This window comes from Saccharothrix sp. NPDC042600 (genome assembly GCF_040647305.1).
Lineage (GTDB): Bacteria > Actinomycetota > Actinomycetes > Mycobacteriales > Pseudonocardiaceae > Actinosynnema > Actinosynnema mutabilis.
On record NZ_JBEZBW010000003.1, the window covers coordinates 66413 to 82292 of the forward strand.

Annotated in this window: 12 protein-coding genes; 4 read left to right on the plus strand and 8 right to left on the minus strand. The window is 72.3% G+C overall.

What is annotated here, in order from left to right:
• The first annotated feature begins 7 nt into the window (after window positions 1-7).
• Window positions 8-1579: a phospholipid carrier-dependent glycosyltransferase gene (locus AB0A74_RS03665; RefSeq protein WP_358247329.1), complete on the plus strand. Its 1572-nt coding sequence runs from the start codon at window positions 8-10 to the stop codon at window positions 1577-1579.
• 46 nt (window positions 1580-1625) lie between these two features.
• On the opposite strand, the gene AB0A74_RS03670 is transcribed toward AB0A74_RS03665, so the two are convergent.
• The gene (locus AB0A74_RS03670) at window positions 1626-3077 is read right to left on the minus strand and encodes a hypothetical protein (protein WP_358247330.1); all 1452 of its coding nucleotides are present in this window, start codon (window positions 3075-3077) and stop codon (window positions 1626-1628) included.
• A 49-nt stretch (window positions 3078-3126) separates the two neighbouring features.
• Complete coding sequence (locus AB0A74_RS03675; RefSeq protein ID WP_358247331.1) at window positions 3127-3585, minus strand: Lrp/AsnC family transcriptional regulator; 459 nt, start codon at window positions 3583-3585, stop codon at window positions 3127-3129.
• Window positions 3586-3695: 110 nt separating this feature from the next.
• On the opposite strand from AB0A74_RS03675, the gene AB0A74_RS03680 reads away from it, so the two are divergent.
• Window positions 3696-4088, plus strand: coding sequence for a DUF2000 domain-containing protein (locus AB0A74_RS03680; RefSeq protein ID WP_358247332.1), 393 nt, complete (start codon window positions 3696-3698; stop codon window positions 4086-4088).
• A complete protein-coding gene (locus tag AB0A74_RS03685; RefSeq protein ID WP_358247333.1) occupies window positions 4085-5221 on the plus strand; it encodes an amino acid permease in 1137 nt (378 codons plus the stop codon). Before AB0A74_RS03680 ends, AB0A74_RS03685 begins: the two co-directional genes overlap by 4 nt.
• On the opposite strand, the gene AB0A74_RS03690 is transcribed toward AB0A74_RS03685, so the two are convergent.
• Both AB0A74_RS03690 and AB0A74_RS03695 read right to left on the minus strand, forming a co-directional pair.
• A complete protein-coding gene (locus AB0A74_RS03690; RefSeq protein WP_358247334.1) occupies window positions 5154-7100 on the minus strand; it encodes a protein kinase in 1947 nt (648 codons plus the stop codon). The genes AB0A74_RS03685 and AB0A74_RS03690 overlap by 68 nt on opposite strands.
• A gap of 16 nt (window positions 7101-7116) precedes the next feature.
• On the minus strand, window positions 7117-7677 hold the full coding sequence (locus AB0A74_RS03695) for a TetR/AcrR family transcriptional regulator (protein WP_358247335.1): 561 nt from the start codon (window positions 7675-7677) through the stop codon (window positions 7117-7119).
• A 64-nt stretch (window positions 7678-7741) separates the two neighbouring features.
• Here AB0A74_RS03695 and AB0A74_RS03700 point away from each other — a divergent pair, with 64 nt between their 5' ends.
• The gene (locus AB0A74_RS03700; RefSeq protein ID WP_358247336.1) at window positions 7742-8449 is read left to right on the plus strand and encodes an SDR family oxidoreductase; all 708 of its coding nucleotides are present in this window, start codon (window positions 7742-7744) and stop codon (window positions 8447-8449) included.
• 185 nt (window positions 8450-8634) lie between these two features.
• On the opposite strand, the gene AB0A74_RS03705 is transcribed toward AB0A74_RS03700, so the two are convergent.
• From AB0A74_RS03705 to AB0A74_RS03720, 4 genes are all read right to left on the minus strand, one after another.
• Window positions 8635-9939, minus strand: coding sequence for a carbohydrate-binding protein (locus AB0A74_RS03705; protein ID WP_358247337.1), 1305 nt, complete (start codon window positions 9937-9939; stop codon window positions 8635-8637).
• A 142-nt stretch (window positions 9940-10081) separates the two neighbouring features.
• On the minus strand, window positions 10082-13051 hold the full coding sequence (locus AB0A74_RS03710) for a UvrD-helicase domain-containing protein (protein ID WP_358247338.1): 2970 nt from the start codon (window positions 13049-13051) through the stop codon (window positions 10082-10084).
• Window positions 13052-13073: 22 nt separating this feature from the next.
• Window positions 13074-13880, minus strand: a complete 807-nt coding sequence (locus tag AB0A74_RS03715; RefSeq protein ID WP_358247339.1) for a PIG-L family deacetylase — start codon at window positions 13878-13880, stop codon at window positions 13074-13076.
• A gap of 54 nt (window positions 13881-13934) precedes the next feature.
• A complete protein-coding gene (locus tag AB0A74_RS03720; RefSeq protein ID WP_358247340.1) occupies window positions 13935-15848 on the minus strand; it encodes a hypothetical protein in 1914 nt (637 codons plus the stop codon).
• Between the last annotated feature and the right edge of the window lie 32 nt (window positions 15849-15880).

Genomic DNA, 15880 nt, shown 5'->3' on the forward strand with positions numbered 1-15880 from the left:
CGGCCCCGTGAGCCTGATCGCACCGCAGTCCGCAGACGACGTGGTCGACGTCGGGGACGTCCCCCCGGCCAGCCCGCCACCGGGCAACGACCGCGCGACTCGGGCGCAGCAGCTCGAACCGGGACCGCTGAGCAGCCCCCTGCGCGGGTGGCTGGTCACGCTGGCCGTGGCGCTGCTCGGCGGCGTGGTGCGGTTCTGGAACCTCGGGTTCCCCACCGACAAGGGGACCCCGATCTTCGACGAGAAGCACTACGTGCCGCAGGGCGCGCAGGTGCTGAAGAACGGCGGGTACGAGGACAACCCCGGCTACGAGCTGATCGTCCACCCGCCGCTGGGCAAGCAGCTCATCGCGATCGGCGAGTGGCTGTTCGGCTACGACGGCGTGGGCTGGCGCTTCGCGTCCGCGCTGGCCGGGACGCTGACCATCCTGCTGGTGGTGCGGATCGCGCGGCGCATGTCGCGGTCGGACCTGATCGGCGCGATCGCCGGTGTGCTGCTCATCGCGGACGGCGTGAGCCACGTCCAGTCCCGGATGGGGATGCTGGACATCTTCCTGGCGTTCTTCGTGGTGGTCGCGTTCGCGTGCCTGGTGGCCGACCGCGAGCAGGTGCGGGCGCGGCTGGCCGTCGCGGTGCGCGAGGGGTGGGCGACGCGGTCGGTGTTCGGGCCGGCGCTGGGTTTCCGCTGGTGGCGGTTTGGCGCGGGCGTCGCGCTGGGGCTCGCGTGCGGCGTGAAGTGGTCCGGGCTGTGGTACATCGCGTTCTTCGGCGTGCTGTCCGTGGTGTGGAGCGCGCTGGCGCGGCGGGCCGCGGGCGTCGAACGGCCGTGGGCGGGCGCGTTCGTGCGGGACATGCTGCCGTCGCTGTTCGCGCTGCTCGTGATCCCGATCCTGGCGTACCTGGCGACGTGGTGGTCCTGGTTCGCCAGCGAGACCGCCATCGACCGGCACGTGGTGGGCGCCAAGCTGCCCGACGACTCGTGGGTCCCCGACCCGCTGCGCGCGCTCTGGTACTACAGCAGCAACGTGCTGGACTTCCACACCAAGCTGGTCACGTCGGACACCAACCGGCACCCGTGGGAGTCCAAGCCGTGGACGTGGCCGATGGGCCTGCGCCCGATGCTCTACTACTACGAGGGCGCGGTCACCGGCTGCGGCGCGGCGTCGTGCGTGGGCGCGATCATGCTCATCGGCACGCCGGCGATGTGGTGGCTGGCGTTCCCCGTGCTGGCGTGGGCGCTGTGGAAGTCGATCGCGAAGCTGGACTGGCGGTACGCGGCGGTCCTGGTCGGCTACGGCGCGGGCTTCCTGCCGTGGTTCGTCAACGTGGACCGGCAGATGTACTTCTTCTACGTGACGCCGATGGCCCCGTTCCTGGTGCTGGGCATCGCGCTGGCGCTGGGCGAGGTCCTGGGCGGGGCAGCGTCGGGCCAGGAACGGCGCGGTACGGGGTTGCTGGCGGTGGCCTTGTACGTGGGGCTGGTGGTGGCGAACTTCGTGTGGCTGTGGCCGATCCTGAACGGCATCCCGATCACACCGGAGATGTGGGAGGCCCAGCGCTGGCTGCCGTCCTGGCGGTGACGCGTGCGGGCGCCGGCAGGACGTTCCCGCCGGCGCCCCGCGGTTGTCAGGCCGGGTCCGGGGAACGTCCGTCACCGACGGACACGGCGACTTCCGGTCCGTCCTGCGACGAGGGCGCGGTGGACACCAGGGCGGGCGGCACGTCGACGGGTGGCGTGAACTGCTCCTCGGAGCGCATTCGCGGCGGTGTGGCGGCCCACGGTTTGAGGTTCTGCACGACGTCCTCGTAGAACCCCGTCACCGCGTCGAGCACGGAATCGATGAACGAATTCCGCCCGATTCCGCGCTTGCTGCCGGCCGGTACCGAGCGGGCGACACGGAAACCACGGATCTCCCGATTCGGATCCGCCACCAGGACGCCGGGGTTCGCGCGCACCACGCGCAACAATTCCGACGCCCCGGCTCCGCGCGCGTGGAGGGCGAACGCTTCCAGGCGAATCGTCTCGGGTGCGTCTTTCAACTGGCGCACGAGCCAGTTGACGCGGGTGGTGGGACGACCTTCCCGTGGTGCGTCGACGTCGACGTGGCAGATCACCTGACCAGCGCGCAGGTCGGCGGTCACCTGGAGCGTGCCCACCGTGCCGGGGATCTGGACGCCCGCCGTGAGCCTGCCTTCCGAGACGAGCTGGTTGACCTGCTTGGACACCCGCAACGGCGGCTCGGCCACCTCCTTGCGCGGCAGCGCGGGAGTCACCTCGGTCCCGAGCTTGCGGCCGAGTTGCAGGCAGGCGAACCGGATCAGCGCGTCGAACCGCAGCGCCACCTCGGGGGCGGTCCGGTCGGTGGCGCGCAGCGTGCCGGCTTGGATCGCCTCCCGCAGCGGCACCCATGACTGGCCCATGTCCTCGAAAGCCATGGCCCCCGACCTGGGGTGCTCCAGATACCTGATCAACTCGCCCAGCACCCAGGCCTGGTCGGGGTCGGCCACGCCGCGGTGCTCCTTCTGCATCACGGCTTCGCACAGGACCTGCGTCCAGGGCAAGTGGTGCAGAGCGACCTTCTTGACCTTGCGGCGGTCCACCGGGGTCGGGTGTTGCCCGGGCAGCGCGGCGATCTCGTTGGAGATGGTGATCAGCGCGTCGAACCCCCGCTCTCGGGCGACGTCCAGGTAGTTCTCCAACTGCTCGCGCTGCAGCTCGTTGGTGCCGGTCTTGACCTCGACCAGCGCCGTCCACGTCCGCTGTCCGCGCGTGACGCGGATCAGGCCGTCCGGGATGAACTTCTTGCCCTCGATCTCGAACGGCACCTCGATGAAGGTCTGCACGGCGGCGGCCGGGGCCCCGAAGGGCTGGGTCAGGGCGCGGCCGAACTCCCGAACAGCGGACATCACCGCCAACAAAGCCGAGGTCGCCCGGCGTTCCTGTTCTTCCGCGCCATTGATGCCCGAGGTGGGAATCAGTCTCGCGGCGTGCCAGTTCTCCTCGGACGACATCGACCACCTCGCTGTGCATGCGCGGATTCGGTGAAACAACGCATAGTTCGACAGCGGCAGCACCATCGTTACCCGCCCGATGGCACTTCACCCGTTCGGTCGCCAGGAGAGCCGGTCAGCGCGGGAGTTCGGTGAGGACGGCGTTGCGGGTGCTTTCGAAGATCACCGAGCTGCGGAAGCTGAGGACCTCGCGGCGTTCGCTGAGCCGGTCGATCAGGAACTCGTGCAGGTGTTCCAGGTCCTGCACGGCGACGTGGATGAGGAAGTCGTCGTCGCCCGCGCAGACGTAGGTCGCCAGCACCTCCGGCAGGCCGATCAGGGCCGCCTTGAAGTTGTCGATCACCGCTCGGCTCAGCGGGCGGATGCGGCAGGCCACGAACGCCTCGACGCCGCGGTTCAGCGCGGCCAGGTCGATGTCCGCGTGGTAGCCCTTGATCACGCCGCGTTCGCGCAGCAGCCTGACCCGTTCCAGCGCGGTGGACGGGGCCACGCCCAGTCGTCTGGCCAGTTCGCGGTTCGTGAGCCGGGCATCTGTCTGGAGATGCCTGATGATCGCCGAATCAAGTTCGTCCACGGGGTGATCATGCCAGGTTCCACCGAATAGGGTTCGGCAGCGAGGCCACACCACGACACAGGTGGCTAGCTTCGGCGGTAATCCACCGGTCGAATGAACGGAATTCCGCTGTGCTGCCAACCAGGATCGTGCTCGTCCTCCGCGCCGACCTCCCGCCCGGCCTCGCCGCCAACGCCGCCGCCGTCCTCGGCCTCAGCCTGGGTGCCCGCCTGCCCGGCACCGTCGGTGCCGACGGCGAGGACGCCGACGGCACCACCCACCCCGGGATCACCAGCCACCCCGTCCCCGTCCTCACCGCCGACGCCGCGACGATCAAGGCCCTGCACGCCGCCGACGGCGTCACGGCGATCGGGTTCACCGAGGTCGCCCGCCGCGCCCGCGCCTACGACGCCTACCTCGAAGACCTCGCCCGCGCGCACGACCCCGAGTTCGTCGCCGTCGCCCTGCACGGGCCGCGCGCGGTGATCACCAGGTTGACCCGCGAGTTGCCGTTGATGTCATGAGGCTCACCGCGATGTACCTGGGGGCGGTGCTCGGGCCCGGTGTGCTGGTGCTGCCCGCGTTGGCGACCCGGGAAGCGGGACCGGCGTCGATCCTCGCCTGGGTGCTGCTGCTGGCGTTGAGCGTCCCCGTGGCCATGTCGTTCGCCGAGCTGGGCACCCGCCACCCCGGCGGGCACGGTGTCGCCGGGTTCGTGGGGCGGGCGTTCGGGCCGCGCGCCCAGCGGACCGTCGCCTGGTGGTTCGCCGCGGTGGGCGTGCCGGTCGGGGTGTTGGGTGGCGCGCTGGTCGGCGGGCAGTACGTGGCGCACGCGGTCGGCGGGCACCCGCTGGTGTGGGGGACGGCCGTCCTGGTCGCCGCGTTCGCCGCGAACCACGCCGGGCTCCGGGTCTCCGCCACCGCCCAGGTCCTGCTGGTCGGCCTGCTGGTCGCGCTGGTGGCGGTCGCCATCGCGTTCCGGGCGCCGCACGTCACCGCCGCCGACTTCCGGCCGTTCGCGCCGCACGGCTGGCTCGCGGTCGGGACGGCGGCGACCGTGCTGTTCTTCGCCTTCGCGGGCTGGGAGGCGGCGAGCCACCTGTCCGGCGAGTTCCCCGATCCCAAGCGGGCGACGCGGCGGACGTTGGCCGTGGTCGCCGTGCTCTACCTGGGGTTGGCGGTGACGACGGTGGCCGTGCCGGGGGACGTGCCGCTCGCCGTGCTGCTGGAACGGGCGTTCGGGCCGTCCGCGCGGGTGGTGACGGCGGTCGCGGCGGTGCTGTTGAGCTTCGGCGCGCTCAACACCTACCTGGCCGGCGCGGTGCGGCTCGGCACGGCGATGGGGCTCAAGCGGTCCCTGGGCGTGCAGGCCGGGTGGTGCGCGGTGCTGCTCGTGGCGACCGCCGTGTGGGAGGTCGAGCTGGCCACGCTCATGGGTGTCACCGCCACGACGTTGGCGGCGGTGACGGCGGCGGGCATGGCGGCGGCGGTCAAGCTGCTGCCGCGCAAGGCCCCGCCCGCCGTCGCCCTCGCGTTCACGCTGGTGGTGCTGGGGTTCTCCGGCTGGTGGCTGGTGGTGCCGGCCGCGGTCAGCGCACTGGCCTGGTCGGCGGCTCCGGCCGGTCGATCAGCCGCGTCACCGGGCCCTCCTTGCTGACGCCCGCCTGGGACAGCCACGAGCCCAGCTCGGCCCGGATGGACGACAGCGTCGGCCGCTTGGCCGGGTCGGCGTCCAGCGCGTTGGTCAGCAACCGGGTGTGGGCGCTGTGCTGCGGCAGCTTCACGCACGGCTCGCCCTGCGCCGCCGCCATCAGCGACGAGATCGGGTTCTCCCGCGACCCGCGCGGCGGGTGGCCGGTCAGGGCGTAGCTGACCGTGGCGGCGAGCTGCCAGGCGTCCGACGCCGGGCTGGCCGCCTCGCCGCGCGCGGTCTCGGGGGCCAGGAAGTCCGGGGTGCCGACCATCATGCCGGTGGCGGTCAGCGTGCTGTCGCCCTTGGACCGGGCGATGCCGAAGTCGATCAGGTGCGCCGTGCCGCTGCCGTCCACGATCACGTTCGACGGCTTCACGTCCCGGTGCAGCACGCCCTGCTCGTGGGCGGCGGCCAGCGCGTCGGCCATGTTCACCCACAGGCGGGCGGCGAGGGTGTCCTGGAGCAGGCCGTTCTTCAGGACGACGTCGGACAGCGGCTGGCCGTCGATGTACTCCATGACGATGGCCAGGCCGTCCGGGTCCTGCACGATGTCGAACACGCGCACGCAGTTCGGGTGCCGCACCGCCGCCAACGCCCGCGCCTCGCGCAGCATCCGCTGCTCGGTGTCGTTGTCCGGGGCGTGCGCGAGCTTCACCGCGACCGTGCGGTCGAGCTGGGTGTCCACCGCGAGCCACACGGTGCCGAACCCGCCCCGCCCGAGCTGGCGGACGCGGCGGAACCGGCCGCCCGCCGGGTTCCACACCTTGCCCGAGTCCGCGGTCGGCGCGGGGGTCGGCGGGCCCGAGGACGCGCCCGGGCCGAACGGCAGCGGGCCCGGCGTGTCGGCCAGCTGCGCGGGCTGCTGCTCCACGCGCGTCGGGCGCGGCGGCTCCGCGCCCGGCACGGGCGGCACCTCGGCGACCCGCGTCGGCGGGTACTGGCGCGGCGGGACCGGCTTCGGGGCCGGCGGCGTCGGGTTGTACGGCGGGACCGGCCGGTACGGCGGCACGTGCGCGGGCTGGTAGGGCGGCGGCTTGCCGGCCGGCTGGTACGGCGGCGGGTTCTGCGCGTTGTTCTGGGGGTTGTTCTGCCGCGCGGACACGGCCGGCTGCGGCGGGGTGGAGCGCGCCGGCGACGCGCCCGGCTGGGGCGTGGCCGGGGTACCGCGGTCGCGGCCGGGGCGGTTGAGCATGGCGGTAGTCAACCCGAAAATCCGCACGACGAGTGAGCCGATCAGCGCAATCGGGAAGAACCCGAGCAACAGGTGCCCCACCAGCGTCACGGGCAGTGCCGACGTGGCCACCAGGAGCACCACGAAGGGCGGCCAGAACACCCGGCGCGGCCAGTTGGGGCCGAGCCGGAACGCCGACCCGGCCTGCATCATCACGAACACCAGGCACAGCAGCGCGAGCACGGCGGTGACGCACGACGCGATCAGGAACACCGTCCCGGACCGGCCGGTGATCGCGGTGATGATCGACGGCGCGCCGACCAGGTAGCGCTCCTGGGTGAACGCCATGCACGGCGACTCCGCCAGCGACCTCATGCCGTAGAGCGCGCCGCGTTGCAGGGCCTGTGCGGTGCCGGAGAACAGCACCCACGGCAGCACCAGCGTGCTGGTCACGCCCAGCACGGCGAACATCGCCCCGGTGACCGGACCGTAGGAGTTGCCGACGACCCGGCGGATCGTGATCGACAGCAGCGCGGCGACGGTCGGCAGGACGCCGATCAGCGCGCCGAGCGCGGTCGTGGTCCACGCCCAGTCGCCCGGGCACAGGGGGACGCCGGTAAAGCCGTGCAGCCAGTCCAGCAGCGACTTGGCCAGCTCCACGCCCTCCACCACCCCTTCTCGTCGCCTCTCAGGGTACGGGTGAGGGCCACGCCGACATGGCCGCCTCCGCAACATGGCGGAGTTCTTCGCGCGTCGCGCCGTCGCGGGCGAGGTCGGACATGCCGCGCACGACGGCGGCGACGTACACGGCGAGGGCGTGCGGGTCGGTGCTCGTCGGCAGTTCGCCGGTGGTGACGTCGTGCCGGATCTTGTCCTCGACGGCGGCGACGGCGGCCTCGCGCAGGTGCCCGAGTTCGGGGGCGCTGAGGATCAGGCAGCCGCGCGGCCGGTCGGCGGCGGTGTACTCGACGGCGGCCTCCCGCAGGACGCGTTCGACGGCCCGGCGCGCCGTGGGCTCCTCGGCGATGGCCCGGGTGGTGAACGCGCCGTACGTGCGGGCGTACCGCTCGACGACCTCGGTGAACAGCGCTTTCTTGTCGCCGAACGCGGCGTAGAGGCTCGGCGGGTTGACGCCGGTGAGCTTGGTGAGGTCGGCGACGGACGTCGCGTCGTACCCGGCGCGCCAGAAGGCACGCGTCACCTGGTCGAGCACTTCCTCCCGGTCGAACCCACGCCTGCGCCCCGCCACGCCGCCATTTTATAACGACCGCTACAGTGGCTTTCTGTAATGGTCACTACAGATTGGCGGGGTCATGAGGACAGCGCTGGTGACGGGGGCGAGCCGGGGCATCGGGCGGGCGATCGCGCTGCGCCTGGCGGCGGACGGCCTGCGGGTGGCGGTGCACTACGCACGGGACGAGGTGGCGGCGAAGGAGGTCGTGGCGCAGGCGGGCCGCGGGGCGTTCGCGGTGCGGGCGTCGCTGCCGGACGAGGTGGACGCGCTGTTCGCGGACCTGCCCGAGCTGGACGTCGTGGTGAACAACGCGGGGATCGGGCTGCCCAAGCCGATCGAGGACGTCACGCCGGACGAGTTCGACGAGGTGTTCGGGGTGAACGTGCGGGCGCCGTTCTTCGTGGTGCAGCGGGCGCTGCCGGTGCTGCGCGACGGCGGGCGGATCGTGAACATCTCGTCGGGGGTGACGCGGATCGCCTTCCCGGAGGGGATCGCGTACTCGATGACCAAGGGGGCGCTGGACACGTTCACGCGGACCTTGGCACTGCACCTGGGGCCGCGCGGGATCACGGTCAACACGGTCGCGCCGGGAGTGGTGGACACGGACGTCAACGCCGGGTGGCTGCGGGGCGACCCCGTGGCGGAGGCGAGCGTGGCGGCTCGGACGGCGTTGGGGCGGGTCGGGCAGCCGGGGGACATCGCGGACGTCGTGTCGTTCGTGGCTTCCGAGGACGCGCGCTGGGTGACCGGGGCGTGGATCGACGCGACCGGGGGCGCGCACCTGTAAGTGGGGGCGGGGCGTCTCCGCAAACGCCCCGCCACCCGGTGGTGGGACCGGGGGCGCCTCCGCAAACGCCCGTGCGGTCCCGGTGGGGGGAGGCGTCTCCGCAGTCGCCTCGCGCCCCCGGCTACGCGGGAAAGGGGGGTCCGACGCCGGGCGCCGGACCCCTCCCCCGCGCATGTGGCTTGCCGCTAGCCCACGCGCTCCCACAGGGCGGGCACGTTGGGCGGTTCCCAACCGGTTTGGGCTGTGTGCCCCTGCAAGCACCGGTACCCGACGCCGCTGTACGTCACGAGGGAGCCGATCGCGTACGTGGCGCCCGGTTGCCAGGTCGTCTGGCCGGGGTTGCTGGTCGTGGTGGTCGGCGACGTCGACGTCGTCGGCGTGCCCCCGCTCGTGACCAGCTGGAGGCCGTAGGCCTGGAGGATCTCGTTCACCGGCTGGAAGTACGTGGTGCCGCCGGACGAACAGTTCCCGGATCCGCCGGAGGTGACGCCCTGGGCCTGGTCACCGGAGAGCCACGAGCCGCCCGAGTCGCCGGGTTCGGCGCAGGCGCTGGTGCGGACCACTCCGGAGACGGTGCCCTGGGGGTAGGTGACGGAGGTGTTGCGCTGCTGGATGGTGCCGCAGCGCCACTGCGTGGTGGAGCCCGAGCGGCACACCGAGGCGCCCACCGGCGCGTCGGTCGAACCGGCCACCGGCACGGTGCCGGGGTAGCGGTTCACCAGGCCGCGCATGGTGTTGCCCGCGCCGACGCGGACCCACGCGTAGTCGTTGCCGGGGAAGCTGGACCCGGCGAACGTCCCGGTCGGCTGGGTGGTGCCCTGGCCGGTGGTGCCGCAGTGGCCCGCGGTGACGAAGCCGCCGTTGACCGAGAACCCGACCGAGCAGCGCCCGCCGCCGCTCATGTAGTAGGCGTTGCCGCCGATCACGTCGATCAGCGGGCGCGGGTCCTCGTTCGACGGCTCGATCCGCACGTCGGCCTCGGCCAGGCCGCTGGCCTTGGCGAACGCCTTGGCGTTGCCGAGGTCGCGGGCCAGGACGACCACGGAGTTCGTGGTCACGTCGACGTACCAGGCGGGGACGCCTTCGGGGACGTCCTTGTTGGCGTCGAGCTTGGCCTTGAGCGCGTCGAGCTGGATCTGGCTGTGCTTGACGACCTTGGGCGTGGCCCCCGCGTCCTTCACGGCCTGGATCTGGGCCGCGTTGGTGACGGCGACGGTCAGCGTCGTGGCGTCCTTGTCCAGCCAGGAGCCCGCGTAGGTCGCGCCGAGGCGGTTCTTGAGGTCGTGGTCGGTCCGGGTCGCCTGGGCTTCGCGGACGAGTCGCGACTTGGCCTGGTCAGGGGTCAGGCCGAGGTCGCGGGAGAGGGCGGCGACGAGGTCACCGCTCTCCGCTGGTGGTGGGCCGGCGGTCGCACTGCTGGTCAGGACCGCTGCGACACCGGCAGCGCCCAGGACCGTCACGGCGACGGCGGCGGCGATGCGTCGAGTCATCCGCTGTCTCCTTGCAGGGGTGGTGACACTGGATGCGGGGCCGTGGTGTCGACGCTAGCCGGCCGCGGGGCCCGGCGGATATTCCAGTTCTGTCATAACACCGCGTTATGGTCCATACCATTCGTGATCATGGCTCACCTGTTCAGAACAGGCTGACCTGCGTGCCCCCGCGCCGCCGCTTCGGCTGCGCGTCGCCGATCCGCCGGAACTCGCCGAGGTCGGCCAGGAACGGCGAGCGCGGTCGGGCCGCGGTGTGGCTGAGGAACAGGTGGCGCCCCGCGCGGGTCATGCCGACGAACAGCAGGCGGCGTTCCTCGTCGGTGTCGTCGTCCTGACCGGGCCGGCGCAGCGGCAGCACGCCGTCCTCGCACCCGACGATGAACACGACCGGGAACTCCAGGCCCTTGGACGCGTGCAGCGTGAGCAGTGAGATCCGGTCCGCACGCGGGTCCCAGGTGTCCACCTCGACGCCGAGCGCCAGCGTGGTGTGGAACCGCTCGAAGTCCGTGCCGCACTCCTCCGCCAACGGCTTGAGCAACTCGTACGCGACGTGGTCCTCCCCGGCCGCCGCCCGCACCCGGTCCACAACGGACCCACCGGCGGTGAACGGGAGTTCCCGCACGATCCGCGCCACGCCGGGCCGGTCCGCCAACCGGTCGTGGGACCGCTTCTGGAACGGCAACCCGGACTGCGTCAACGCGTCCACCAGCGCCCTGGACCGCCGGTCGGTCCGGTAGAGGACGGCGAAGTCGGAGAACCCGAGCCCCTGCGTGCCGTCCGAGGTCACCCGCCCGCTGTCGAACGCGTGGAACGACGCCCCGCCCAGCACCTGCTCGATCGTGCGGGCGACGAACGCCGCCTCGGCCTGCTCCGACGCGGCGTGGTGCACGGCGATCAACGCGTCCCCGTGGTCGCCGACGGGGTGGAGTTCCCGTCCGGGCACCAGCGTCGAGGGCGTGATCACTTCCAGGGCGCCCCGCACCACCGCCGCGCTGGACCGGTAGTTGCGCGTCAGGTGCACGACCCGCGCGCCCGGGAAGTCCTCCCGGAACCGCAGGAAGAACCCGACGTCCGCGCCCCGGAAGCGGTAGATCGCCTGGTCCGGGTCGCCGATCGCGGTGAGGTTGCCGTCGGGCGGGGCGAGCAGCCCGAGCAGCCGGTACTGCCGCTCGTCCACGTCCTGGTACTCGTCGACGGAGATCCACCTGTACCGGTCACGGTAGGCGGCGACCAGCGCGGGATCGTCCTCCAGCAGGGCGAGCGGGAGCGCCACCAGGTCGTCGAAGTCGACCAGGTCCTGTGCCCTCAGGGCCTTCTTGTAGATCTCGGACCCCTCGGCGACCAGCCGCCGAGCCTCCCCGTCGTCCCCGCACACCGAGCGCGCGACCTCGACCTGCCGCTCGGGGTCCGCGATGCCGAAGGAGGCGGACAGCCCGAGCCGGGCGTGGTGCTCGCGCAGGATCCGCACCCCCAACGAGTGGAACGTGGCCACGGTGACCCGCACGCCCAGCGCTTCCAGCCGCTCGGCCATCTCCTCGGCCGCGCGTCGGGTGAACGTGATGGCCAGGCACTCTTCCGCGGGCACCGCGCGCTCGGTGACCAGGTGCGCGATCCGGTGCGTCAGCGTGCGTGTCTTGCCCGTGCCGGGTCCGGCGATGATGAGCAACGGCCCGCCACCACTCCCGGCCGCCGCCCGCTGATCCGGGTCGAGGCTGTCCAGCAACCCCGTGCCGTGCCCGTTGTCGGGCGGTGCGGGCGCCGCCGCCACCCGTGGAGCGGGTGCCGGCGCGGGTGTCACGACCGGCGCGGGCACCTCCGCCCTGGCCGGGGGCGCGAACTCGAACAGCGACAGCGCGGAACCGCGCCGCTCCAACTCCCCCGGCTCGAACAGCCGGATCACGCCGTACTCCCCGTCGTACCCGGCGTCGCGCACCACCCGCCCCCGGCGCAGCCGCTCCACCGCCTCCCCCACCAACGGGGACTGCGCGGCCAACTCGTCCACGGGAACGTCCTGCAGGACCACCAGCTCCGGCCCGAACGCCGCCACCAACCGGTCGACCTCGGCCAGCACCTTCTTGCTCTTCGGCCCGGTCCCGACGATCTCGGAGACGATCTCCGGCAGCGGCACCAGGTTCACGAACCCCGCGACCCCGTCCGGCCGGAACCCGGCGGCGCGGTCCGCCAGCTCCTCGACCCGGCTCAGCACGCCCACGGTCACCGGCTTCGCGCACACCGGGCAGATCCCGCCCACCGCCGCCGTTTCCGCGGGTTCCAGCCGCACACCGCACTTCCGGTGCCCGTCGACGTGGTACTTGCCCTCCTCCGGGAAGAACTCGATGGACCCCGCGTGCCCGACGCCGGTCTCCAGCGCGCGCCGCACCGAGTGGTAGTCCAGGTCGGTGTCGAACACCGTCGCCTCCCGGCCCAGCGCGGGCGGCGAGTGGGCGTCGGAGTTGCTGACCAGGCGGTAGCGGTCCAGGGACGAGACCCGCCAGTTCATCTCCGGGTCGCTGGACAGGCCGGTCTCCACCGCGAACACGTGGTCGGCCAGGTCGGCGTAGCAGTCCGCGACCGCGTCGAACCCCGATTTCGAGCCCAGCACGGCGAACCACGGCGTCCACACGTGCGCGGGCACCAGGTAGCCGCCGCACTCCAGCGTGATCTCCAGCAGGTCCCGCGAGTCCAGGCCGAGGATGGGCCGCCCGTCCGAGGCGATGTTGCCGATGCGCGCCAACCGCCGGTTGAACCCCGCCGCCGACTCCAGGTCCGGCAGATAGACCAGGTGGTGGACCTTGCGGGTGCGGCCGTCGCGCTTGTAGATCGTGGAGATCTCCACGGACAGCATGAACCGCACGGTCCGCGCCCGCAGCGACGGCGGCAGGGTCCGGTCGATCTCGCGGTCCAGGTCGTCGCGCAACCGGAACAGGCCCGGTTCGGCGGGCACCAGCGCGTCGCGCAGGTGGTCGTGCCAGGCGGGGTGGGTGAAGTCGCCGGTGCCGACCAGCGTGATCCCCTTGCGGCGGGCCCACCAGGTCAGGTGTTCGAGGTCGCAGTCCCGGCTGCACGCCCGCGAGTACTTGGAGTGGATGTGGAGATCGGCCACGAATCGCACCGTGCGGATGGTAGTGGCACGGCTACCCGGTGAAGTCCGGCGGAGGGGTCCACGGGTCGCCGACCTCGAACACGCGTTGCCGGTACTGGCGGCCCATCACCTCGTCCCACATGCCCGGCCCGAGCATCGGGTCGTGCGGCCGGTACGCGTGCCACACGGCGGTCTTCTCGTCCCGCCAGTAGCCCCACCAGTTCTCCGGCCGCTGCCGGATCACGTACGCGTCGTACTCGTCGCGCCGCACCCACGTCCGCCCTGCGCCGTCGAGATCGGCCAGCGCGGCCAGGATCGCGCCCGCCACGTGGTCGACGTGGTCCTGATCGGTCTCGCGGTGCCCGACGGTGCTCAACGTCCGCACGTAGTCGGGCCGCGCGACCGCCAGGACGTCGTGCAGCATCGCGACGAACGACGACCGCGTGTACGGGGCGCGCCCGTCGATCGGGTGCGCCACGAAGCTCTCGTCCAGCACCATGCGCGCCAGGTCCCCGGTCTGGTCGCTGCCGCCGGCCGCGTGGACGAACGTGAACAACAGCCGCACCCGCGTGCCGTCGAGCGTGTTGGTGGCGACCTCGTGACCGGCCAGCCCCAACGGCTCGAACGTCCACTGGTTGGCCGCGTGCGCCGCCCGCGCGTACGCGGCGCGCACGCCGTGGATCCGCATGTCCGCGTAATCCATGCCGCAGGCCGGAAACCCTTCGCCGCACGGCAGGTCCCCGGCGGTCAGGTACACCACCCACACGTCGTGGCCGGCCTGCACGTCGGACAGGATGTCCGGGTTCATGAAGAGCAGGTCGTCGTCCGGATGGGCTACGAAGCTCACCGTGGTCGTCATGGAATCCCTCCCCTACAAGGGAAGGAGCCGCCCGACCCGCGCCGGATACCCCGGCTAGCCGGTGGTTTGCAGGCGGTGCGCGTGCCGCAGGATGCGGTTGAGCGCCGCGCGCTTGCCGGGGTGCAGCATGACCAGCGCGCGGACCGCCCGCGTGCGGGCGAACCAGGTCGGCTTGGGCGCGAGGTGCCGGGTCAGCGCGCGCAACCGCTTCTCCGACGCCGGTTTCACCCTGGCCTCGCCGACCAGCTCCTCCAGGCACTCGAACGCCAGGTCGCTGGTCTCCGGGTCGGTCAACGCCCGCACGGCCAACGTCGTGAGCTGCTCGGGGTGCGCGGCGAACAGCTCCTCCGAGCGGTAGTACGGGTAGTAGCCGGTGATCCACATCGCGAGCGGCAGCGCGACCCGCGCCAGCTTGCGGTCACCGGTCCAGCGCAGGACGGTCGCCAGCACCGGCTCCCGGTGCTCCTCGTCGTCCAGCAACGACAACATCACGGCCACCACGGTGTTCTGCGGCGTCAGGCGCGACGAGCGCGCGATGACCTCCAAGCGCCGCAACGACTCGTCCAGCGGCCGGGCGGCGGACAGGGCCAGGCTGAACCACCCGGCGGTGGCCTGCCGGTAGGCGGTGCCGTCCACCCAGGCGTCCACGGTCTGCGAGACCAGCTCGCCGTAGGACTCGTCCAGGCGGGCCGCGACGGCCGCGGCGAGCGTCTGGTGGTTCAGGGCGCTGCTGCCGGCCAGGCGGTCGAGCAGGTGCAGCGGTTCGTGCGCCGGGATCTCCGTGACGATCGTGATCAGCGCCCGCTGCACGGCCTCGCGGAAGCGCCGCGTCACCGACGGCGAGCACATCCACCGCCACAACTCGTCCTGCGCCAACGGGTACTCCCGCGACAGGCGGCGCAGCACGACCCCGGCCCAGCCCTGGCGGGTGAAGTGGACCGTCTCCTCCCGCAGGCCGTGGTGCACGGGGTGGTCGCGCACGGTCGTCGTGGCCGACACCGCGGCCAACAGCCGGTTCTTCGACGTCGAGAACGGTGGGTGCGCGCAGAACTCGTCCTCCGGCACGTGCGTCTTGCGCAGCGCCTCGTCCAGTTCGACCGCGCAGGCCACCACCTCGTCGTAGGGCTGGTGCTCCAGCACGGCGATCGCGAACGACAGCGCCAGCTCCAGGTCCGACAGCCCGCCGAGGTGCCGTTCGACGGCCTGCTCGACGTCCTCCCGCAACTCCGCGAGCGCCGCGTCCAACCCCAGTTCCCCGGCACAGACCCGGACGGCGAGGTCCACCGCGCGCACGGCCTTCTCCGGCGGCGCGCCGGGCTCCACCGCCAGGTCGTCCTTGAGCAGCACCAGCGGGGCGTCCGGGTCGTCGAGCCGGCGGCGGGCGATCTCGACCCGGGCGACGTCCTCGGCGGGCGGCGCGGTCAGGCGGGCGACGTGGCCGGCGGCGGTGTCGGGGACCTGGTTCTCGCTGTCCACCACGATCACCAGGTGGCAGTTCCGCGTGGCGCGCACGAGCCGGGCGGTCTGCTCGAAGTCCAGCCCGCCGAAGTGGGTGTGGGCGGTTTCGCGGGCGTCCCAGACGTACCCGGTGTCCTCCTCCAGGTCCTCGAAGGCGCCCAACGGCCGTTCGCGGCCGATCTCCACGACGTCTTCCGCGTCGACGTCCACGAGCAGCCTGCGGGCCGTGTACGAACGCCCGCTGCCCGGACCGGCCAACACGACCACGCGCTGCGCTTTCAGTATCCGGGCGGCGTCCCCGAACCCGCCGGGCGGCACGAAGTGGTCGCGCACGTCGTCCAGTTCCGCCCGGGTAGCGCGCAACACGGCGAGCTTCGACTCGCGCCCGACCCCGAAGTGCACCCCACCGTGGATGACCCCGGCCTGGACCCCTTTGAACGCGCCACCCTCGACGGAGTTCTCGACGGGGATCAGGCGGAGTTCCTCGGGAACGTTGTCTTCGTCACTCACACGCCGAATCCTGGCGAGCCGCGCGGCGGTGT